Below are 20,761 nucleotides of genomic sequence, written 5' to 3' on the forward strand. Positions count from 1 at the left end.
CACCAGGACGGGTTTGACCACCCGCCCCGCCTCGCAGTCGCGTTCGGCCTCGTTGACGGCGGCGAGCGGGTACGTACGGATCAGCTGGTCGAAGGGGAACCGACCGGCCTGCCACAGCCCGGTCAGCCGCGGGATCAGCAGCCCCGGCACCGCGTCCCCTTCGCAGATGTGGGAGATCCGCCGGCCCCTGTCCAGGGTCCCCGGCTCCAGGGGCAACGGGGTGTGGAGCCGTGCCACCAGCCCGAGGTGGCCGTTCGGGCGCAGGGACCGGAGCGCGTCGTTGATCAGCGGAGCCGACGCCGTGGTGTCCAGCGCGAACTGCGCGCCGCCGTCGGTCAGCCGCCGGATGCGGTCCGGCAGGTCCGCCGGGTCCGCCGGGCCCGACAGGCCGGCCGAGGCGGTGCGCAGCGGGAACGCGCCGAACCGCTCGGCGAGGGCCAGCCGTTCGCGATGCCGGTCGACGGCCACGGTCACCGCCCCCGCGGCGGTCGCCGCCATCACCGCGGCCAGGCCCACCGCGCCGGCGCCGAGGACGACGAGGGTGTCGCCCGGGCCGGCCCGGAAGGAGTTCAGCACGGCTCCCGCACCGGTGAGGAAGCCGCAGCCGAGCGGTCCGAGCAGTTCGACGGGCAGCAGCGGATCGACCCGGACGGCGTTGCGGGCCGGGACCATCGCGTACTCGGCGAACGAGGACTGGCCGAACCAGCGGGGGGCCAGCCGGCGCCCGGCCGCGTCGGTGAACCGCGCCGCCTTCTCCTCGCGCCCTCCGAAGAGGTTGAGCGAGGCGAAGGAGTCGCAGTAGGCGGGGGCCCCGCCCTTGCAGCTCCGGCAGTGCCCGCACGAGTCGAAGCTCAGGACGACGTGGTCGCCGACACTCAGGCCGGTGTCCGGGCCACCGGTCTCCGCCACGACCCCGGCCCCCTCGTGGCCGAGGACGGCGGGAAGCAGTGAGCGACCGGCCGAACGCCGGACCGCGAGATCCGTCCGGCACATCCCGCAGCCCGCGATCCTGACGAGGACCTCGCCGTCCGCCGGGCCTCCGTCCAGGACGACCTCCTCGACGGCGAACCGGCCCCCGTACCCGCGCAGCACCGCGGCGTCGAACCTCATCACGCCTCCTCCGGACGGTGCAGGACGAACGGCCTGAGGTTCCCGTAGAGCCCCCACGGCCCGCCCGCGACGCCCACGCCGCTCTCCTTGGCGCCCGCGAAGGGCTGCGCGAGGGACAGCTCCGCGTGGTGGTTGATCCACGCCGTCCCGCACTCCAGCCGGTCGGCCACCGCCTCGGCCCGGTCCAGGTCGGTCCCCCACACCGAGCCGCCCAGCCCGTACCCGGTGCCGTTGGCCGCCTCGACGGCCTCGTCCAGGCTCCCGTACGGCAGGACCGGCAGGACCGGTCCGAACTGCTCCTCCGTCACCACCGGACTGTCGGGCGGGACATCGGTCAGGATCGTCGGCGCGAAGAAGTAGCCGGGCCGGTCCAGTCGCCGGCCGCCGGCCGCGGCGCGGGCGCCGTCCGCCAGAGCCCGGGCCGTGTAGCGCTCGACCCGGGCCAGCTGGGGCGCGTTGTTGACCGGACCCAGCTGCGTGCGCGGGTCGGTCCCGGCTCCGACGGCGACGGCCTTCGCCCGCTGGGCGAGGGCCTCGACCACCTGCGCGTGGAGCCGGACCGGGGCGTACACGCGCTTGACCGCCATGCAGACCTGTCCGCAGTTGCGGAACGCCGCCCAGAACAGCCGGTCCGCGATCCGTTCCACGTCCACGTCGTCCAGCAGGATCGCGGCGTCGTTGCCGCCCAGCTCCAGGGTGACCCGGGCCAGTGAGGCCGCCGCGCCCCTCGCGACGTCCCGCCCGGTGGGGACCGAGCCGGTGAAGGTCACGTGCCGGATGCCCGGATGGGAGGCGAGACGGGCGCCGAGGGGTTCGCGGCCGGTGACGACCGTCAGCACGTCCGCCGGGAGCGCGGTGGACAGGACCTCCCCCAGCAGCCTGGTGGCGAGCGGGGTGAACGGGGAGGGTTTGAGCACCATGGTGTTGCCCGCGGCGAGGGCGGGCGCGATCTTCGCCGACGCCAGCTGGAGCGGGAAGTTCCACGGGACGATCGCGGCGACCGGCCCGAGCGGTCGCCAGCGGACCTCGCTGCGCACCGGCCGGCCGTCCGTGATCGGCCGGGACCGCGGGTCCAGCTCGGCGAAGTAGCGCAGCCGGGCCACCGTACGGGCGACCTCCGCGGACGACTCGGCCAGGGGCTTGCCCTGTTCGCGGGTGAGGAGCGGGGCGAGCTCGGGCCCGGCCGACTCCACCGCGTCGGCCGCCGCGAGCAGCGCGGCGGTGCGGGCGGCGGGGTCGGCCCGCCAGCCGCGCCAGGCCCGATGGGCCCGGTCGACGGCGGCGTCCACCTCCTCCGGCCGCTGGTCGGGGGCCTCGTCGAACGCCTCGCCCGTGGCCGGGTCGAGGACGGCGAAGCGCCGGTCACCCGTGGAGGGCACGGCCTCGTCGGTCGGCATGCCGCCGGTCAGCCCGCGGCGGCGACGGCGACGGCGTGCTCCCGGGCGTACCGGTCCATCTCGGCCCGGAAGGCGGCCACCAGCTGCGGCCGGATCCTCCCGGCGTCGCGGTCGCCGCCCTCGCACACCGCCCCGCGGACGCCGACGATGTCGGTGCCGATGCGGGTCAGCTCACCGAGGTCCACCGCCTTGACGCTTCCGGCGAGCGCGGCGAGCAGCTCGGCCTGGTGGGCCAGCCGGACGAACTCCGCGCAGACGTCGGGCGGAACGTGGTCGAAGAGCCGCGTCCCGTCCTTGATCGCGGTGTCGAGCATGGCCGCGTCGGCACCGGAGCGGTGGGCGATGTCGGGCAGGGCCAGCGGGTTGACGCAGCCGATCCGGTGCGCGTCGGCGTAGCCCGAGGCGACGACGAGCGCGTCCGGCCGGTAGTCCTTCACGGCTCGGACGACCCCGCGCATGACCTCGACGGCCTGGGCGGGCGTGGTGCAGCCGTAGAGGCCGACCTTGATGTACGTGGCTCCAGAGACCGCCGCGCCGAGGGCCGCCTGGGCCACCGTGCCGGGCTTGTAGGGCACGTCCCCCACGGTGGCGGACACCGGCTTGTCCGCCGGCACGGCGTCGCGGATCTCCCGGATGACCCACGGGTAGTTGGCGCCGAGCGAGCCCTCGTCGGGCTTCTTGACGTCGACGATGTCGAGGTACTCCGCCGCCTTGGCACAGTCGAGGGCCTCCTCGACGCTGTCCGGGGAGATGAGAAGCAACACCGTGGGACTCCATTCCATCGCCCGCGCACCTGCCGGAGGGCAGGGACGCGGGCCATTCGGATCACTCGCGGTCTGACAGTCCGTTCATCATCACTGCGGCGCGCAGCCGTCGGTAGGGCGCGCGAAACCCGAGCGGATCACCGCCCCGGCGCGCCCCGCACCACCGTGCGCCGTACACACACGTTCGACACGGTCGAGCAGTCCCCGTCGGCCCACCCCACCGACCAGCCCTCCAAGCCCTCGCCGACGCCACTGCTCGACCGGCCGCGCGGGCCGAGATCCCGACGCCGCGACCCCATTCCCGGAACCGGCTTCCGGTGAAATCCGTTCAAGACAAACGCCGGGCGGCGGTCATGTTTTCGAGCCACTTTGCAACCGAACCGTTCAGCCGAGCCCCAGGGGGGAAGCTTTGGGCCACCACCGGCCTGGGGAGAACTGGGGAGAACTGTGGATCTTCGCATCAGCAAGGGAACGACGGCACTGGCAGCCGGAGCAATCATGATCATGGTCGTTGCAAGCGCACCGTCCGCCAGTGCCGCGACCTCGGCAGGGCCCTTCACTTGGAGGAATGGCAACTCGGGTCTGTGTTTGGAGATTTGGGGCGACTCCACCGAGAACGGCGCCAGCGCCAACCAGTGGGAGTGCAACGGCTCGGCCACTCAAAAGTGGTATAGCTCCAACCCGAGCGGATGGGGCACCATTGTCAACGCGAACTCGGGCAAGTGCCTGGAGATTCGGGGTGACTCCAAGGCGAACGGCGCCGGCGCCAATCAGTGGGACTGCAACGGCTCAGACACCCAGAAGTGGTTCTGGGACTGGCAGACCGGAAATCTCGGGAATCTGAACTCGCGCCGGTGCCTGGAAATCAGGGGCGGCTCCCAGCAGAACGGCGTTGTCGTCACCCAATGGGACTGCAACCGCTCCCCCACACAGGCTTGGCGGTAGCGTCGCACTCCTCGCCCAGGCCGTGATCTCCGGCGGTCTGCCGGACAACCTGGTCGCCATCGGCGATTCAAGCTGCTGTTTCAACCCCGTCTACGCCCAGGGAATGACCGTCGCCGCGCTCTCCGCGCGCGTGCCGGCCTCCAACCTTGACCGACAGGGCGTCCGACCGGGCTTCGCCCGCCGGCACCACCGTCATCGACGCACTCCACAGCACTCCCTGGCTGCTCGCCCACTGCGGACCTCGCCTTTCCCGGCACGGATGAGGACGTGGTCGCCCCGCAGGTCGCGTGCCCGGCAGAGCGTCTTGGGCCGAATGCGGCACCGCGTGTGAAGGGTGGGTTTCCTCCGCCGTTTCGGGGCATCCGTGTCGCATGACCATCTACGTCGTGACCGTTCCCGGCACCTTCCTCACCGAGCCGACCCCCGAGACCCGCGCGGAGCTGGTCCGTGCGCTGCGCGCGTCCGATCCGCGCGAGACGGACCTGGGGGCGGCCGAGGACCTGGACCTCCTCACCCTCTACCCGGACTCGTCGGCCTTCAGCCTGCGGCTGGAGGTCGAGGCCGCCGATTCCGGCGCGGCGGAGGCCGAGGCGCGGGACCTCGCGGCGGATGCGCTCCGCAGGGTCGGCCTGCCGGCCGACGAAGCCCCGCTCGGAGATCCGGTGACGACCGGAATCACCATGGCGTGACGCACCGGAGTCCGCGGCCCCGAGGCGGGCCGCGTCCTGGTGCCCTCCGGGTGCGCCCCGGGTACGTGCGACGCGGACCGGCCCGGGGCGGTCCGGGAGCACTGGCGGGCGGACCCTACCCGACCGGCCGACCGCCGAACCCGCCCGCAGGTGCGCGGTGCCCGACCCCCGCGCGTCGAGGACGGCGGCGGCCGGGCCGGAGCGGCACGCCCGACCGGGCCCGTAAGCCTTCCGCCTGGTCAAGAAGCATGCGCTCCAGTCTGTTCCGCGCCTGAACCGCCACAGCGTGCAGTGCCGCCGTGAGGATCCCCGTCGTCGCCGCGGCCATCACTCCGGCGACCAGTCTGCTCGTCTTCATCCGACTCCCTTTCGAGAAGTGGCCCGCGCGGCCCGCAGAGCGCCGTCCTAAGGGGCGGCTCAGGGGCAGCACCGGTCGGCGGCCGGGGTCAGTGCCCCGGTTGTCCGGGCGGGTGGAAGCAGGCGGTGACCGTCTTGCCGCGCTCGTCGGGCCGGGTCTGCCACGTGTCGGCGAGGGCGTCGATCAGGGCCATACCGCGGCCCGAGACGGCGTCCTGCCCGGCCTCGCGCGGGCGCGGCTCCTGGCTGGACGCGTCGTGGACACTGACGTACAGGCAACTGCCGTCCCACGTCAGCACCAGCTCCGCGTCGCTGCGGGCGTGTACGTGGGAGTTGGTGATGAGTTCGGAGATCGTGAGGACGACGGCATCGGCCGTCTCGGGGGCGCGTTCCGTCCAGCCCAGTTCGTCGAGGTGCCGCCGGGCCCAGATCCGGCCCACCCGCACGCCTCCGGAGACGGGCAGTGCCCTGGCCCAGCCGAGCGCCCGCATCGCGGGCTCCTGTCCGCTCATGGTGCTGCTCCCTCTGCCTCGGTTGCCTTGCGGGGTCGGCTGCCCCCGTTTCACCGAAGCACGCCCGGACGGGTGTCGGACGCAGGCCCGGCCGACAGACCCCGAGTGCCCGCACGGACGGGAGACGTGACGCACGCGAACGTGGCGGAGAATGGACGCCGACTCGTCACCGTCGCCGTCGTCAGGGCCGACGCGAGCGGCGGCCTTCACCACGCGGCTGTGGCCGCTCCCGTGCCGAAGCCGCCCGGAGGGGCGGCGGACGGGTCGGCCGCCCGACCGGCCCCGGACCGGCGTCCGGTCACGTTCCGGGTGCGGGGGCAGGGGCCGGGGCCGGTCGGGCCTTGGTGCGGTTGCCGCAGACGCGCACGGAGCACCACCGGCCGCCGCGGTTCGCAGGCGTGGTCGGCTCGTACCGCCTCCCCGGTCCGGGTGAGTTCGGCCGGGTGAGTTCGGTCCCGGCGGAGGCGAGGGCGGTCAGTGCCCGGCGGCGGACCTACGGTTCCGCCCGATCGGCGTCGTCACCGGTGCGCAGGGCAGTGGCACAGGTGGAGGGGGTGAGGGAGCGGATGCCCGGCCAGGAGGCGGGGCGCAGCGCGGTGCCGGTGTCGGCGAGCGCCCGACAGGCCGGGCGGACCACTCCCGGCCGAGGTGGAGGTCGCGGCGCACCACCGTGCCGCCGGGCCCGAACCGGGTGTCCCAAGGGCCGGAGCGGTCACGCCCGATCCGAGGTCGCGCAGGCGGGCTCGTGCCAGGTCGTGCGCACGACCGCCCCGCCCCGCACGAGGTGCTCGCTGGACCACGTCCGGCAGCACCCGCCCGCTCCGCGTGGCCGGGCCGAGGCCTGCGGCACGTGGACGCGGGCGGGCGCAGCGGTGGAGGGGACGGCGCGGGCGGCCGGGCGGCGGCGCGGGCGCCTCGTCGAAGATGTCGTCATGTCGAGGGATCTGCCCGCCCCGTCGGCCCGCCGAACCTCACCGCCACCCGAACGGGCTACCCGGACCCGTTCCGACCGATCGCTGACCTGCCCGGACACTTCCTCCGCACCCGGGGGCCGGACGTGCCGGGGCGGGAGAGGCGCGCCACGACGTCGCCCGCTACGAGCCACGTGGTTCGGGGGCGTGTCCGTAGGGGTCACGCGCCCCCGACGCATGGCGCTCTACGGCCATGCGGGTGACCGGCCGCATGAGTGCCCCGGAAGTGGGAACTCCATCCCTCTCGACGATCAACCACCGCACAGAACGGACCCTCATGGGCAGCCAGGACCAGCACAGGACGCACGAGCACGTCGAAGCCCACCGCGCGGCGCCCCACACGCCCGCGAACCAGCCCCCCGCACCTGCGCCGCCGACCACCGACCCGACCCTCAGTACGGCCCACACCACGCACGCCACCCAAGGCCTGCCGAGGCCGGCAAACTGGTGTGGGTGATCACGGCGCCGGCTTCGGTGGGCGCCGTCGCTGAGTCTGATGACATCCACGACGCCGTCTTCCGGGTCGGGTTCGGCCCGCCGGCCCCGGCCGTGCCGTGGTACCTGCCACGGGTATCGAGATGCGGCCCGGCGGCATGAGCACCTCGGACGATCTGCCGGCGGTGCTCGCCAGGGAGGGCCGCGAGCGTCTGCCGGCCCTCCTCGGCCTGGTCAAAGGTGAGCGCGAGGCCGACCAGACAGCAGGCCCTGACCTACCAGGTGTTCGCGCAGGGTCTCGTGCTCGGCGTCCGTGAGAGGGCGGGAGTGCAGGAGGGGTTCGCCGTCGTCGGGGGCCGGCCGGTGGATCGGCGACAGGACGAGGTCGCTCGCGGCGGTCGCGGTGCGGGTGCGGGGACCGCGCAGCTGCAGCGTGGTGCTGCCGGGCAGCATCACCGCCTGGTGGACCAGGGCGGGAGCGAGGCTGTAGGTGCTGCCGGGCAGCTCGGTGGTGGTGACGGCGGGGGCCAGGTCCCGGGAGGTGAAGGGGCCGGTTCCCCGGTCGGTGCGACGGTAGACGTGCTGCACGTACCCGCCGGTCAGGACGCGTGTGGTGAGCGGGTGGGCGTGGTCGTGCGGTACGCGCTGGTTGTCCGGGCGGAACGAGGTGTTCAGCCGGATCTCGAAGCCGCGCTGTTCGGCGGCGTGGAGGACCAGGCGGTCCGTCAGGGGGGTGGTGCGGCTGGCTTCGAACCGCTCCGGGTCGAAGCGGAGGGTTTCGACGAGCCGGTTCATCAGGGGCCGGTCGGCTGCCAGCCGGGTGAGCGCGGGGGCGCTCTGGTGGTGGAACCTGTCCAGGTCGGTGGGGTGCAGGGCGGGGATGTCGCCGAGCCAGTGCCCTTGGGTGCGGAGGTACGAGTCGTGTTGTTCGGGTGGTGTCGTGAGGCAGGCCCGGGCGTGCTCGCCGGCCCGCCGGCAGTCGGCCACCGTGAGCGGCAGGGATCCGCGGTGTGCCGGCGGCTGGTGCGCGACGATGAGCTGTGCACTGTCGGCGCTGCCGGTCAGGGACGTGGTGGCGCCGGTGTGGATGACGGCGAGTTGGCCGGGGTCGAGCGTGCGCAGGTACTGCGGTCGCCCGCGAACGGCGTCGACGCGGTGACGGTAGGCGGCGAGGTGGAGGGTACCGGCCAGGGGCAGGGCGACGGTGGCGACCGGGGCCGTCGTCGTGGGGGTGGTGCCGCCGTCCGGGAGCCGGAGGTAGAGGCCGGGGGTGTGGCGGTCGGGGGCGGCGAGCATGAGCGTGGTGCCGGTCGGTCCGGTGAAGGAGCCGTCGGCGAGGCCGGCCGGGTCGGGGTCGAGGAGCTTGAGGACGTGGTCGATTGCCGCGTCGACCTGCCAGGTGGCGTCCAGGAGGTCAGCCGTGTCGGGGACGGCGGCCGGGGTGAACGGGCCGAGCAGGGCGCTGAGGGACGGGGGCAGGAGCACCGGGACCTCCTTGGTGGGGCTCGGGTGGGAGCGGCGGGTGGGACCGGGACGGCAGGCGCCCGCGGTGGGGGGCGTCATCAGGTCCCCGCGGTCGGGGCAGCGCCGGGCGAAGGCGTGCAGCCGCAGGGGTGTCCGTCGGGCAGTACGCCCAGGCCGTGGAGCCGGTAGACGGCCTCGACCGACTGACAGAAGCCGGTGACTCCGACCTGTTCGTAGGTGCGCCGCAGCGCCCTCGCAACGGTCTCCTGAACGACCCCGATGGCTTCTGCGGCCTGGAGCGTGGTGGAGCCCTGGGCGATCAGCCGCATGACCGTCAGAGCGCGGTCCTCGATCACCGGCGGGGGTGCGGGCAGGTTGGCCGGCACGGGCAGGATCCCTGCTCGCCAACCGAAGTCGACGGCCCCGGCCCTGTTGATCGGGCGGCGGGCGGCGACTTCCAGTACCTTTCGGAGCCTCTTGATGCGGAACGCGACGAACCGGCTGCCCGTCTTGAGGATCTCGGCGATCTCGGGATTCCTCAGACCCCGGGCCATCAGGACGAGGGCCCGGTAGTCGGTCATGTTGAGCTTCACCTGAACACCGCACCGGGGGCAGGGTGTGCCCTGCCCACCTATCAGCGCTGCGTCGAACTCCCGCCTGAGGCGTGCGAGTTCGCCAGGCGAGGGAAGTGGTTCGAGGGGCTGGCACAGACACGGATGGGAGTCGGGCAGCAGCTTCGCGTTGTGGAGGAGGTAGACGGCGCGTGGGCCGTAGCGTTTGCCGTCGGTCAGCCCGAGCCGCTTGTGGACCCTCTGAAGGGCGGACTTGACGGCCTCGGTACCGACGCCGAGCAGCCGCGTCGTGACGCGCCGGGGGTTGCCTCGGGTGGAGGAGACGAACGCGTAGAACTCCAGCGGGTCCAGCGGTCGGTTCAGGCTGGGCGGATTCGACAGGGGCGGGAGCAGCCCGGCACGGTATCCGATGTCGACAGCCTGGACCCGGCTACGGGATTCCAGGCGTTCGAGGATGCCGCGGACGTGCCACTGCACTTGCCCCGGGCTCCAGCCGTTCCGTTCGGTGATCTCGTCGTCGGTCATGCCGCCGGCGATCATCTCCAGCGTCTGCTGGCCGGTCCGGTCAAGGATCAGGTGGTCGTTGCACCTGGGACACGGGGTGCCGAAGACGGACGGTGAGTGCGGGATTGCCGGTCGGAGGGCGCGAGGCGGACGCGGTCCGGGGTGGAGCGGTGTCGGGCCGTTGCGGGGCTGGATGCCGATGGTCACGGTGAGCCGTTCGTGGTCGTGGACGCTGGGAGTGATGGTGGGACCCCCCCGCACGAGAGGGGTCCCACCAGCGGCATCGGCCCTGGTGTTCCACGGGCCGGTGCCGGCGCCGGACAGCGAGGCCGGCGCGGTCCGGGCCGCGTTCCCGGGGAGGCGTTCCGGGCGCGGTCCGCGCGGTGAGCTCAGGCGTGATCGGTGGGGGGACCCGCTGCTCTTCCGCGTCCCCTTCCCGGAGGGCGTCCGGGAAGGGGGTCGGAGCCCGGGGCGTGCAGCACCGTGGGAGGCTGCACACCCCGGGAGTCGGTGGGTGCTACGCGACCGGAGTGGGGCGGCGCGAGCTCGGGTGCCGGGGCCGTACGGGTATCGCGTCGCCGAGGGACGGCCGGGGCCGGGCCTGGCCGATCAGACCATGGGCCCGCAGAACGGCGGTCGTCACCGCGGCGGTGGGCAAGGGCACCCCGGTGGTCAGCGGCCGGCTGACGGCGGTCTGGTTCAGCACCAGCGTGAACCACACGGTCTTGCCGCCGCCGGGTTCGGAGTGCCAGCCGAAGCGGTCGGCCAAGGTACGGACGAGGGCGAGGCCGCGGCCGCTCTCGTCGTCCTCGGTGGCCGCCCGGAGGCAGGGCGGGGTGCTGCTCCGGTCGGTCACGGCGACCTTCAACGCGCCGGGAACGGCCGTCCAGACAACGCGCAACTCACCACCGTCGGAGCTGCCGTGGTTGACGGCATTGCTGACCAGCTCGGAGGTAAGCAGCTTGACGTCGTCCAGTTGGCCCTCGTCGAGGACCAGGCCGAGTTCGTTGACCGCCTGAGCAGTGGCCTGCCGGGCTGTACGGGCGCTGCTGAGCACAGCAGGCAGAACGCGGACTCGGCTGGCGGGGTTGGCCAACCGGGGAGGGTTGGGCTGGTGCATGACTTCCTCCGGTGGCGACGTTACCGATTGGAGGTGCTGGGGCCCTGCTACGGAACGAAACACGTGACGATGCCGGAAGCCGTTCCGTAGCAGGGCCCCCATCTCAGCAGCGGGCCCCAACGGGGAGAAGGCCACTCGACCGGCCACTGAGTGGCCGGTTGCGCCCAATTCGGTCAGAGTGGCGGCCAGTCGGCCGATTCACGTTCTATGTTTGGAAGGTGACAATGCGTAAGAACGCGCCATGAGTACCCCCGTACGGCGAGGGCGCAATGACCGCCTGTACGAAGCGCGCAGGCAACGCCGGTGGACGCAAGAGCGAGCAGTCCGCGAGGTATCTGAAACCGGGAAGCGGCTGATCGGCCGGGACTCCTTCGAGGTATCGGAGCGATCGTGGCGACGGTGGGAACAGGCCGATCCGCCTCTGCCCCGGCCGGATGCGCTGCGAGCGCTCTGCGAGACCTTCGGCATGGCGTACGACGAGCTTGGATTCGCTCTTCCGGTCGAATTCCGGCCAACGGCCTCTGGCGCGCGACCCAGTGAAGGAGCCATCATCCCGCCTGTGAACCGACGAGACCTTCTGTCTGCCGCCGGCACGGCCGCCGTCCTCAGTCGGCTGCCGTGGCTGGCCTCCTCTGCTGCCGCCAGTCCTGCTGGAACTGTCCGGGTCGGTGACGACCAGGTCGAGGAACTGCGAGAGACGCTCGGCAACCTCGATGCCCTTGACCAGCGCTTTGGTGGAAACCTGCTCTGGCGTTCAGCTCAGCACACGCTTCATGTGGTGCACGACCTGCTGGACCGGGCCCAGTACACCGACCAGATCGGTGCGGAATTGCACGGCATTGCCGGCTCCCTCACCACGTCGCTGGGCTGGTACTGCTACGACGCCGAGCTCCAGGAACGGGCGTCAGTGTTCTGGTCGCAGGCCCTCAACACGGCTTTGCTGTCCGGTGATGACGCCCTCACGGTACGGACGCTGGCGAACATGTCCCGTCAGGCCGTTGACCTTGGCGGGAAGGCACGGGACGCCGTTCGATATGCCCAGCTCGCTGCCCGCCACGCGGGACGGTGGGCGCCGGCCCGGGTGCACTCCCTGCTGGCTGTCCGCGAAGCTCAGGGGTATGCCCGCCTCGGAGACGTCGCCAGCGCCAACGAGGCAATCACGCGGGCTTGGCGGGCGTTCGAGAAAGGCTCCACGGATCGGGACCCGCAGTGGACGCTCTTCCTGAACGAGGCAGAACTGACGTGCCTTGAGGGGATGTGCCGCAGCGACCTTGGCCAACACGGACCGGCCGTTGGCCTGCTGGACCGTTCCGCTCAGATGCAGGACACCGCGCACGACCGCAACCGCGGTATGTGCCTGGTTCGGCTGTCGAGCGCCGCCCTGTCAGCCGGCGATCTGGATCACTCCGTTGAGGCGGCCGACCAATCCGTTCGGATGATCGGCAACGGCATGGCATCCGCCCGGAACAAACGGGTCCTGCTCGCTGTCGCCGGTGGTCTGCGGTCCTACGAGGACGAGCCGCGGGCCCGTGAGACGGTGGAACGCATCACCGCCTGTGCGGCCTGACCAACCAGCGAGGAGCCCCCGTGTCACTGACCGACCTTCACCTTGAACGGCACACCGCAGCCGGCACCGCCAAGCTGCTTCCGGATCTGATCGCGGTGTACGCCCAGGTCTATGACGTGCCGCCCTACCAGGGGGATCCGTTCTTCACGCCGGAGGCCTTTCAGGAACGGTTGCTCGGTGCCATGGAGATGCCAGGGTTCGAGTGTGTCACGGCCCGGGACGGCGGCGTGCTGATCGGGTACCTGCACGGTGTCACCCTGCCCGAGGACCGCACCTGGTGGCTGTCCGTCGGCGAGCAGCGGCCGGACGACGTCCTGAAGGCTTCGCAGGCCGGGGACGTCTTCTGGTTGCGCGAGTTGATGGTGCTGCCGATCCACACCAACAAGGGTGTTGGTCGGCGGCTTCACGACGAGGCTGTGATCGGTCGGGGGCAGCAGTGGACGACGTTGACGTGCATCCCTACCAACCAGCCGGCGCACGACGCGTACCTGCGTTGGGGGTACAAGATCATCGGGCAGATCAAGCACGCTCCGGACTCCCCGGTGTACAACGCCATGGTCCTGCCTGTCACCGCGTTGCTGCGGTGACAGGCCCTGGAGCTACTCTCCCGGGATGACGATCGAAACGGCAAAGCTGGGCGCTGGCCACTGCTCGTTTTGCTCTGGCTCAACTCGATCAGGACGAGATCGGGCGGGCCTGCGAGACCGTCACCGGCGTCGACGTTCTGATGGGGCCGAGGCCGAGTGGATGCTGAGTTCCCGGGGAGGCGTTCCGGGCGCGGTCCGCGCGGTGAGCTCAGGCGTGATCGGTGAGGGGCCTCGCTGCTCTTCCGCGTCCCCTTCCCGAAGGGCGTCCGGGGAGGGGGTTGGAGCCCGGGGTGTGCAGCACCGTGGGAGGCTGCACACCCCGGGAGTCGGTAGGTGCTACGCGGCCGGAGTGGGGCGGCGCAGGCTCGGGCGCCGGGGGCGTACGAGTATCGCGTCGCCGAGGGACGCCGGGGCCGGGCCAGGTCCAGCGGTATCCGGATCTCACCACTCAGCGGGTCGTAGCTGATCTCGCCGCCCCGACGCGGGGAGGCATGCACTGTGGAGGGTGACATAAGAGGACCGCACAGTGACGGCATCACGTGAGAGGACCCAACCCGCCCCCTCGCCTGGCTGCCCCCCACCACGTCCGGGTGAACGTCTGTGCAGCAGGTTCTGCCCGCTCTACGGTGTGTTGTGGGGCCACGGGATCGGTCAGCGTCCCGGAGGCCGCAAGCAGCCAGGGAGAGGCGTATGTCCGAGCAATCCGACGAACTGACCGTAGGCGAGCGCATCAAGTTTCAGCGCGAGCGCCGCGGCATGACCCAAGCCGTCCTCGCCGGTCTGGTCGGCCGGAGTACCGCCTGGTTGAAGAAGATCGAACAGAACCAGCGCCCCCTCAATTCCCATGCCGCGCTGCAGAGGATCGCGTTGTCGCTGCGCATCGACGACCTCTCGGTTCTCACCGGGCCCGCATCCTCACCCCAGCCGATCAGTACCGGACGGCTGTACCACCCGGCGTCGGCAGCCGTGTGGGCGGTCCTGCTGGAACGCGGGACCTGCGGGCCGGCACAGATTCCGGAAGGCGCGACCGCGAGAAGCTATGGCGCCGATGTGGATGCCGGGTGGAAGCTCTGGCACCGGGCAGCGAACAACCGGACCGATGTCGGTCTGATCGTTCCTGACCTCATCCGTTTGGGTGAGGCGCTCGCGGCCCACAGCGCAGGCGAGGAACGTCGGCGCGTTCTCAGCGCGCTCGCTGCTTCGTACCGCCTTGCACAGCAGGTGATCGCCTACATCGGGCCGGCCGAGGCCGTGTGGATGCTGGGCGATCGGGCCATGGCGGCAGCAGCCGATGCCGACGACCCCGCAGCCATGGGCGCGGCCGCGTGGAACCTGGCCAACACGCTCCGGGCGGTCGGTGAGCATGAGGGCGCAATGATGCTGACCACCACGGCCATCGAACGCCTGCGCCCGCACCTGCCCGAGGCGCCGCTGCACTGGCGGGGACTCTACGGTGCCCTGCACCTCCACGCCTCGATCACCGAGGCCAAAGATGGTCGCGAGGGGCAGGCGTGGCGGCTCTGGGACACGGCCGACCAGGTCGCGAAGTCGCTGCCGGCTGGGTACGCGGAGCTCTCCACCGTGTTCGGACGGGCCAACACGGACCTGCACGCCATCAGCATCAATACCGAACTACGCAGCTCGGGCAAGGCGTTGAACCTGACGGACGCAATCGATCCCCATGCGATTCCTTCGACCGAGCGACGTACTCGGCTGTGGGTCGATGCTGCTCGTGCACACCTGGACAGGGGAGATCGCACTGCTGCGCTGCACGTCATGGGTAGGGCGTTGAAGGTTTCCCGGGAGACTGTCCAGTTCACCCCTCAGGCCCGTACGGTGGCTGCCGAACTCTGGCGTCGGGCTCCACGGTCAATGCGCGAGGAGACCTTGGAGCTCGCGGAGACAGTAGGTATCCCGACTGGATTCTGAGTTGGCGGCGCTGTTCGCCTGGCAGCAACGCCGTCGCCGCGCTGGCCACGGTGGCAGACCCGGGGGCCCACCCTGCCGGGTTGACGATCGAACATGATGGCGGGATCGACATCAACGCCACCGAGAACTCTTCACCCTGGCGCCAGACTCCCCAGTTACGCGAGAGTGGACCGACTACCTTCGCACCCCGGAAGGCTCGCGATGACCATAGACCTCCGCCACTTCCACGGCGACAACCTGCCTGAGGAACACCGCCAGGTACTGCTTGAGGTCCACTCCGATGCCTATCGGGAACAGGCGGACGATCCCTTCGTTCAACGATTCGACTGGTTCGTCGATCACTGGACCACGCGGTCCGGCTACTCCTGCGTCGTCGCATACGAAGGCGACACTCCGGTCGGCTTCGCCTACGGCGCACCCCTGACAGACGGCTCCGAGTGGTGGCGCCCTCATCTCGACCCGGCACCCGATCCGGCCCGAACGTTCGCGGTCTCCGAGGTGATGGTGCGCCCGTCATGGCGGAAACAAGGAATCGCCCAAGCCGTCCACGCCGCCCTCGTCGCCGAACGCTCCGAGGCCCTCGCGGTGCTCTACGTCGACACCACCCACCCCCGGGTCCAAGCGATGTACGAGAGCTGGGGGTACGCCAAGGTCGGCGAGCACCGCCCCTTCGAGGATGCGCCGTTGTACGCCGTCATGCTGCAGGAACTGGCCGTACTCACGTAGTCCCCCACAGGGCCGAAATCAGGGGAGGCGCCTCCGGCTGGACGAACGTCAGAGGGAACTTGTGTACTGGTGAAATTCGGGTCGCCCTTCGTCAGAACGTTCACCGAGTTTTGCGTTGAGTACCAGACACAGTGGATTACTGGCAAAACGGCGCAGCCGGTCCCCCGGGTGACAGCTCGTCCGGGCAGACTGGGCCCATGACCCACGATGCCGAGGACCGGCGGTCGATCCCCGCCGAACTGCGCACCTACCTGGCGGAACTCGTCCGCCGCACCCGGTCCGTGTGCGGGCCGCACCTGGTGAGCGTGCTCGTGGTCGGGTCGGTGGCGCTCGGGGACTACCGGCACGGCCGCAGCGACGTGGACGTGGTGGTCGTCGTCGAGCCGGACCTGCCGGCGCCGACCCTGCGCGAGCTGGCCGGGGAGCTCGCCCACCCCCGGCTTCCCTGTCCGGCGGCCGGGCTCGAACTGGTGGTGTACGGGGCGGACTTCGCCGCCCATCCCTCGGGCGCTCCCGGGTTTCTGTTGAACCTCAACACCGGCCCGCTGCTACCGGACCGGGCCGATCACGACACCTCCGGCGCACCCGCGTTCTGGTTCGTCATCGACCGCTCGATCGCCCACCGGGCCGGAATCACCCTGTGGGGCGAGGCGGCGTGCCAGGTGATCGCGGAACCCGACCCGGCCGACGTGTCCGCCGCCCTGCGCGCCTGCGTGCGCGAACACGCCGACGGCGAGGGCCACCTCGCGGACAACCGGGTGCTCAACGGCTGCCGCGCGCTGGTGTACCGCCGCACCGGCCGGTGGAAGGCCAAGCGGGAGGCGGCCCGCACGACAGCCGCCGCCGAGCCCGGCTTCCGGCCGCTGATCGAGAGCGCGCTGCGCAGCTTCGAACAGCCCCGTCCGGCCACCGCCACGCTGCCCGCGGCCGACGTACGGGCCTTCCTGACCTGGGTCCGCGAACGACTTGAGGCGACGGCCACCCCGGCCCCCACCCCGGTCATCGCCCCGACCGGCGACTCGCCCTGACACCGAGCCCGCCGCCTGCCGCCCGGCGCCCCCGGGCGGCCGGGCGCGGGACGTGCGCCGCCCGGCCGCCGGTGAACGGGCGTCACGCCGGCCGGGCGGCCGGGCCGCGCCGTGAAGTCCGGGCGCCGGTGGGTCAACTACCCGCGGGGGGCTCCTGACCGGGCTGGGAACGGCGGAGCTGTTCGTTGAGGCGCAGGGCTTCTTCGAGTTGGTCTTCGAGGATGACGATGCGACAGGCGGCTTCGACGGGGGTGCCCTGGTCGACGAGGTCGCGGGCACGCATGGCGATGCGCAGTTGGTAGCGGGAGTAGCGGCGGTGGCCGCCGTCGGAACGGAGCGGGGTGATGAGGCGGTGCTCGCCCAGGGCGCGCAGGAATCCGGGCGTGGTGCCGGTCATCTCGGCGGCGCGGCCCATGGTGTAGGCGGGGTAGTCGTCGTCGTCGAGTTTGTCGGGCGTGCCGGGGCCGGTCGTTGTAGTCACTGCACCTCTCTGGTTCTCGGGAGAACGCGTCGAGGGGCCCCGGCGCCGTGGCGGCTCCGGGGCCCCGAAGGGGAAACAACACCATCTACCGGCCTGGGCCGGTCCTCTGCTTCCGCACGGCCCCTGGGGGGATGTGCGGGGATCGCGTATGCGTGACCGGAAACCACCGTCCTTGCCTTGGGGTCTGCGGTGTCCGCCCGGACGAGTGTTCACGGGCCGGGCGATCCTGATGGCGCTTGCGCCCTCCATTTCATCCTCGGTACTGACCTGTCGCTTCCGTACTGCGGTACTGCGGGTAGTGCGCTACTGCGGGGTACTGCGTCTTCTGAACTGCATCTTCCGGTCGGTGGCCGTGAGGGCCCACCTGGTCCGGCAGCCAGCCCCGTCGCCCGTCGTGCGCCTTCGTGGCTTGGAACCCCACTGCCCGGACTCCTCGGCACGCGCGCCCGCAGTCCTGACGCCTTTGCCGAGGTCGTGTCCGTTGTGTGACTGCTGGTACTGCACCTACGGAACCGCGTACTGCGCGTACTCGGCGGCCCCTGACACCTGCGGGCCACCCGGTCCGGCGGCCAGTCCCGTCACCGTCCTGCACCTGCCTGGCTTCGGGGCTCCACTGCCGTACCGCACTGCGGACTTGCGCTCGACGACCCCGGCCGGAACTGACCGGCCGGTACCGCCGACTGCTGCCTACGAGAGAAACGCTAGACCCGCCCCCAGGCAATGTCTACTGCGGCGCGCTCAGATTTTTCGGAGCCGGGGAGACAGGTACCGCCGGGCCGGGTCGGCGCCCACCCGGGCGCCGACCACCTCCGCTGCCGGCTCCCGACTCAGTGGCCCTCCCCCGCGATCGTGCCGGCCGGGCCGGGGGCCGCCTTGTCGCCGAAGTCGATCCCGTCGGGGTCGAGGTACACGAATTCGGCGAACTCGGCGCTGCGCGGGAACATGGCGCGCTCGTACTCGGTGAGCGCGGCCTCGACGTCGCCGGGGTGCGCGGCGAGGGCCTTGCCGAGCTCGGCGCCGTCGAGCATCGCCAGGTTGGCGCCTTCGCCGTTCGGGGCCACCAGGTGCGCGGCGTCCCCGATCAGGGTCACCCCCGGCACCCGGTCCCATTCGTGCCCGACGGGCAGGGCGTAGAGGGGACGCAGGACCGGCGCGGTGTCCCCGTCGGTGATCAGGGCCGTGAGCTCCGGCGCCCACCCGTCGAACTCCCCCGCGATCCGCGCGGCGGCTGCGGCCGGATCGGTGAAGTCAACCTCCTTGAACCATTCCTGACTCCTCGTCAAGTTCACGTAGGTGTGCAGGGTTTCGCCGCTCTCCCGGTGGGCGAAGATCTCCGCGCCCGGCGAGGGTGCCATCATCGACCCGCCGCCGACCGCTCGCGCCGCGGCCGGATGCCGGGTCTCCGCGTCGAACAGGTAGGTCTCCACGAACGACGTGCCCGTGTACTCGGGCGTGACGTCGGAGAGCAGTGGCCGCACCCGCGACCACGCGCCGTCCGCGCCGACCAGCAGGCTCGTGACGATCGTGCTGCCGTCACCGAACGCCACCTCGTGGCGGCCCTCGCCGAGAGCACGGGCGGCGGTGACCTTGTGCCCCCACCGGACGGTGCCGTCGGGCAGCGAGTCGAGCAGGACCTGCCGCAGGTCGGCGCGCTGCACCTCGGGGCGTCCGCCCGTGCCGTCGTCGGCCTTGTCGAGCAGGACGGCGCCGTCCCGGTCGAGGATCCGCATCGCCTGGCGGCCCTCCAGGACGACGGCGCGGAACTCGTCCATCAGGCCGGCGGCGTCGAGGGCGAGCTGCCCGTTGTAGTCGTGGATGTCGAGCATCCCGCCCTGCGTGCGCGCCGTCGGGGAGACCTCGGCCTCGTAGACCGTGGCCGGGATGCCGTGAACGTGCAGGACGCGGGCGAGCGTGAGTCCGCCGAGTCCGGCGCCGATGATCGTGACGTGGGTGTCCATGATTGGCTCCTCGGGTTCGAGCCGCCCGGTGGCTTCCGGCGGCCGTCTCCGGAAACTTCGCAGACCTCGCCCTCAGGCGACCGGCAGCCGGCCCACACCCGACCGACAGCCCTCCGTCATCCGACCGTCACCGCGCACCCGCCAGGACGCCCTCAGCCCGCGACGACCGCGTCCCACTGGCGCCGGGTCGGACCGTCGTGCTTCGGCGAGAAGTCCGGGTTCGCGTCCAGCCAGGCGGTGACGTGCCGGTCCACCTCGTCGGTGCCGTAGGCGTCGCCGGCCGGTCGCAGGAGATGGCGTACCTGGGCCCGGGCCCTCATGACGACGGGATCGTCGAAGGCGCAGGCGGCCACCGCGGCGGCCCGCCGGTCCGGGGGCGGCGCGTTCTCGGCGAGGCGTTGCTCGTTGACGCGGTCGGCCGCCACCTGGTCGTCGAACCACGGGCGCAGGACCTGCCTCGTCCAGGCGTGGTAGTCGGCGGGGTCCTCGGCGATCCGGTCGACATGGGTGGCGAGGTACTGGGCGGCGCGCAGGCAGAGGGCCGCACCGTGGCCCAGGGTGGGGTTGGTGTGGACGAGGCTGTCCCCGGCGTTGACCAGACCGGTGACGACGGGTCCGTCGTCGTCGCTGAGGGACGTCCAGCGGTTGTCCAGGCCGGCCATCGCCAGGACGGCCGACTGCGGTTCGGGGTCCAGGTCGAGCCAGGCGGCGGTGGCGGGGAAGCGGCGGGCGGCGGCCTCGAACACGGCGGGGTCGGTGAGCGCGCCGCGGGTCGGATCGCCCGAGGAGAGCACCAGGTTCACCGCGAAGGTGTCGTTGTCGGACGGGAAGACACCGGCGAGCGCGAACGGTGCGGCCGAACCGTTGGCCACCCGCCCGGGGTGGCGCGGGCCGTCCGCCCGCAGGCGGTACCAGCGGCACAGGTAGGCGATCCCGGTGCGGTGGCTGTCGACCACGGGCGGACGGCAGCCGGCCTCGACCAGCCAGGCGGGCACCGGCGAGCGACGGCCGGACGCGTCGACGACGAGGTCGGCCCCGTGCGCTTCCGCGCCCACCCGCACGCCGGTGACCCGGGCGGGACGGCCCTCCTCGACGGTGAGGGCGCTCACCCGGCAGCCCCGCCGCACGTCGACGGTGCGTTCCCGCTGCACGGCCGCGGTCAGGGCGGCCTCCAGCACGATGCGCCGGGTGCGCAGGGTCACCAGGTCCTCGTCGCCGTCGCGATGCGGCGGATGCTCGCCGAACCAGTCGAACTCGTGGTACTCCCGGGCCCCGCGCGCCAGCAGGTCCGCGTAGACGTCGGGGGCCTCGGTACGCAGCACGGCGCGGACGGGTGCGAGGAGCGAGTGGGGCTGGACGGCCTGCGGTATGCGGGGCCTGGCCCAGTGGAAGAAGTCGCGGTCCAGATCCTCTCCGGCCTGCCGCGCGTCCTGCTCGAACACGGTGACCGCATGGCCCCGCCGCCCCAGCATCAGCGCCGTCCCCAGCCCGCCGATGCCTCCACCGATCACCGCAACCCGCGCCACAGAGCTTCCCTTCGCGTCGTGTTGCGAAACGATCTTACTGCTTGATGATCTCCGTTCGACGACCGGCCCTCCCCCCCGGGCCCGCGTGCCGGCCGCGGGGGGGGGTGACGGGGCGGGTG

At 71.9% G+C, this 20,761-nt stretch carries 17 protein-coding genes and 1 pseudogene; 8 read left to right on the forward strand and 10 right to left on the reverse strand.

The features are described from left to right. From ACFWOG_RS28825 to ACFWOG_RS28835, 3 genes are all read right to left on the reverse strand, one after another. Positions 1-1,110: NAD(P)-dependent alcohol dehydrogenase (locus ACFWOG_RS28825; RefSeq protein ID WP_380361680.1), on the reverse strand; the 1,110-nt coding region annotated here is incomplete at its 3' end. Then, a complete protein-coding gene (locus ACFWOG_RS28830) occupies positions 1,110-2,507 on the reverse strand; it encodes an aldehyde dehydrogenase family protein (protein ID WP_380361682.1) in 1,398 nt (465 codons plus the stop codon). The genes ACFWOG_RS28825 and ACFWOG_RS28830, both read right to left, overlap by 1 nt. Before the next feature lie 8 nt (positions 2,508-2,515). Beyond that, entirely contained in the window at positions 2,516-3,271 is a 756-nt protein-coding gene (locus tag ACFWOG_RS28835; protein ID WP_380361684.1) for a (5-formylfuran-3-yl)methyl phosphate synthase, read from the reverse strand. 447 nt (positions 3,272-3,718) lie between these two features. Between ACFWOG_RS28835 and ACFWOG_RS28840 the strand changes: the two genes are divergently transcribed. Both ACFWOG_RS28840 and ACFWOG_RS28845 read left to right on the forward strand, forming a co-directional pair. Beyond that, positions 3,719-4,216, forward strand: coding sequence for an RICIN domain-containing protein (locus ACFWOG_RS28840; protein ID WP_380361686.1), 498 nt, complete (start codon positions 3,719-3,721; stop codon positions 4,214-4,216). 371 nt (positions 4,217-4,587) lie between these two features. Continuing rightward, a complete protein-coding gene (locus ACFWOG_RS28845; RefSeq protein ID WP_329881382.1) occupies positions 4,588-4,905 on the forward strand; it encodes a hypothetical protein in 318 nt (105 codons plus the stop codon). A gap of 446 nt (positions 4,906-5,351) precedes the next feature. Here ACFWOG_RS28845 and ACFWOG_RS28850 read toward each other — a convergent pair whose 3' ends face one another. The 4 genes from ACFWOG_RS28850 to ACFWOG_RS28865 form a co-directional block, all read right to left on the reverse strand. Beyond that, on the reverse strand, positions 5,352-5,774 hold the full coding sequence (locus ACFWOG_RS28850; RefSeq protein ID WP_380361689.1) for an ATP-binding protein: 423 nt from the start codon (positions 5,772-5,774) through the stop codon (positions 5,352-5,354). Between the two features lie 1,640 nt (positions 5,775-7,414). Next, on the reverse strand, positions 7,415-8,665 hold the full coding sequence (locus ACFWOG_RS28855; RefSeq protein WP_380361691.1) for a hypothetical protein: 1,251 nt from the start codon (positions 8,663-8,665) through the stop codon (positions 7,415-7,417). A 77-nt stretch (positions 8,666-8,742) separates the two neighbouring features. Further along, positions 8,743-9,741 (reverse strand): hypothetical protein, encoded by a 999-nt coding sequence (locus ACFWOG_RS28860; protein ID WP_380361693.1) that lies wholly within the window; start codon positions 9,739-9,741, stop codon positions 8,743-8,745. A 496-nt stretch (positions 9,742-10,237) separates the two neighbouring features. Next, positions 10,238-10,777 (reverse strand): ATP-binding protein, encoded by a 540-nt coding sequence (locus ACFWOG_RS28865; protein ID WP_380361695.1) that lies wholly within the window; start codon positions 10,775-10,777, stop codon positions 10,238-10,240. Positions 10,778-11,081: 304 nt separating this feature from the next. Between ACFWOG_RS28865 and ACFWOG_RS28870 the strand changes: the two are divergent. From ACFWOG_RS28870 to ACFWOG_RS28895, 6 genes and pseudogenes are all read left to right on the forward strand, one after another. After that, a pseudogene (locus ACFWOG_RS28870) lies at positions 11,082-11,306 on the forward strand (helix-turn-helix domain-containing protein); the annotation flags it as partial. Then, a complete protein-coding gene (locus ACFWOG_RS28875) occupies positions 11,307-12,407 on the forward strand; it encodes a hypothetical protein (protein ID WP_355406989.1) in 1,101 nt (366 codons plus the stop codon). It begins immediately after the preceding pseudogene. Between the two features lie 20 nt (positions 12,408-12,427). Then, positions 12,428-12,994, forward strand: a complete 567-nt coding sequence (locus ACFWOG_RS28880) for a GNAT family N-acetyltransferase (RefSeq protein ID WP_329880988.1) — start codon at positions 12,428-12,430, stop codon at positions 12,992-12,994. A 690-nt stretch (positions 12,995-13,684) separates the two neighbouring features. Beyond that, positions 13,685-14,923 carry a helix-turn-helix domain-containing protein gene (locus tag ACFWOG_RS28885; protein ID WP_380361698.1) on the forward strand — a complete coding sequence of 413 codons (1,239 nt, stop codon included), beginning with the start codon at positions 13,685-13,687 and terminating at the stop codon, positions 14,921-14,923. 201 nt (positions 14,924-15,124) lie between these two features. Beyond that, positions 15,125-15,649, forward strand: coding sequence for a GNAT family N-acetyltransferase (locus tag ACFWOG_RS28890; protein WP_380361700.1), 525 nt, complete (start codon positions 15,125-15,127; stop codon positions 15,647-15,649). 197 nt (positions 15,650-15,846) lie between these two features. Beyond that, positions 15,847-16,677 carry an aminoglycoside adenylyltransferase domain-containing protein gene (locus tag ACFWOG_RS28895; protein ID WP_380361702.1) on the forward strand — a complete coding sequence of 277 codons (831 nt, stop codon included), beginning with the start codon at positions 15,847-15,849 and terminating at the stop codon, positions 16,675-16,677. 133 nt (positions 16,678-16,810) lie between these two features. On the opposite strand, the gene ACFWOG_RS28900 is transcribed toward ACFWOG_RS28895, so the two are convergent. The 3 genes from ACFWOG_RS28900 to ACFWOG_RS28910 form a co-directional block, all read right to left on the reverse strand. Beyond that, positions 16,811-17,092 (reverse strand): MerR family transcriptional regulator, encoded by a 282-nt coding sequence (locus ACFWOG_RS28900; RefSeq protein ID WP_329879503.1) that lies wholly within the window; start codon positions 17,090-17,092, stop codon positions 16,811-16,813. Between the two features lie 893 nt (positions 17,093-17,985). Next, positions 17,986-19,116, reverse strand: coding sequence for an FAD-dependent oxidoreductase (locus ACFWOG_RS28905; RefSeq protein WP_380361704.1), 1,131 nt, complete (start codon positions 19,114-19,116; stop codon positions 17,986-17,988). Between the two features lie 152 nt (positions 19,117-19,268). Continuing rightward, positions 19,269-20,642, reverse strand: coding sequence for an NAD(P)/FAD-dependent oxidoreductase (locus ACFWOG_RS28910; RefSeq protein WP_380361706.1), 1,374 nt, complete (start codon positions 20,640-20,642; stop codon positions 19,269-19,271). Between the last annotated feature and the right edge of the window lie 119 nt (positions 20,643-20,761).

The sequence above is a fragment of the Kitasatospora sp. NPDC058406 genome (assembly GCF_042722765.1).
Classification (GTDB): domain Bacteria; phylum Actinomycetota; class Actinomycetes; order Streptomycetales; family Streptomycetaceae; genus Kitasatospora.

What these genes read in the sequence shown, in the direction of transcription:
- ACFWOG_RS28830 (WP_380361682.1), bottom strand. Translation starts at nt 2,507, where the DNA reads ATGCCGACCGACGAGGCCGTGCCCTCCACGGGTGACCGGCGCTTCGCC.
- ACFWOG_RS28845 (WP_329881382.1), top strand. Translation starts at nt 4,588, where the DNA reads ATGACCATCTACGTCGTGACCGTTCCCGGCACCTTCCTCACCGAGCCG.
- ACFWOG_RS28850 (WP_380361689.1), bottom strand. Translation starts at nt 5,774, where the DNA reads ATGAGCGGACAGGAGCCCGCGATGCGGGCGCTCGGCTGGGCCAGGGCA.
- ACFWOG_RS28860 (WP_380361693.1), bottom strand. Translation starts at nt 9,741, where the DNA reads ATGACCGACGACGAGATCACCGAACGGAACGGCTGGAGCCCGGGGCAA.
- ACFWOG_RS28875 (WP_355406989.1), top strand. Translation starts at nt 11,307, where the DNA reads ATGGCGTACGACGAGCTTGGATTCGCTCTTCCGGTCGAATTCCGGCCA.
- ACFWOG_RS28885 (WP_380361698.1), top strand. Translation starts at nt 13,685, where the DNA reads ATGTCCGAGCAATCCGACGAACTGACCGTAGGCGAGCGCATCAAGTTT.
- ACFWOG_RS28890 (WP_380361700.1), top strand. Translation starts at nt 15,125, where the DNA reads ATGACCATAGACCTCCGCCACTTCCACGGCGACAACCTGCCTGAGGAA.
- ACFWOG_RS28895 (WP_380361702.1), top strand. Translation starts at nt 15,847, where the DNA reads ATGACCCACGATGCCGAGGACCGGCGGTCGATCCCCGCCGAACTGCGC.
- ACFWOG_RS28900 (WP_329879503.1), bottom strand. Translation starts at nt 17,092, where the DNA reads ATGGGCCGCGCCGCCGAGATGACCGGCACCACGCCCGGATTCCTGCGC.
- ACFWOG_RS28905 (WP_380361704.1), bottom strand. Translation starts at nt 19,116, where the DNA reads ATGGACACCCACGTCACGATCATCGGCGCCGGACTCGGCGGACTCACG.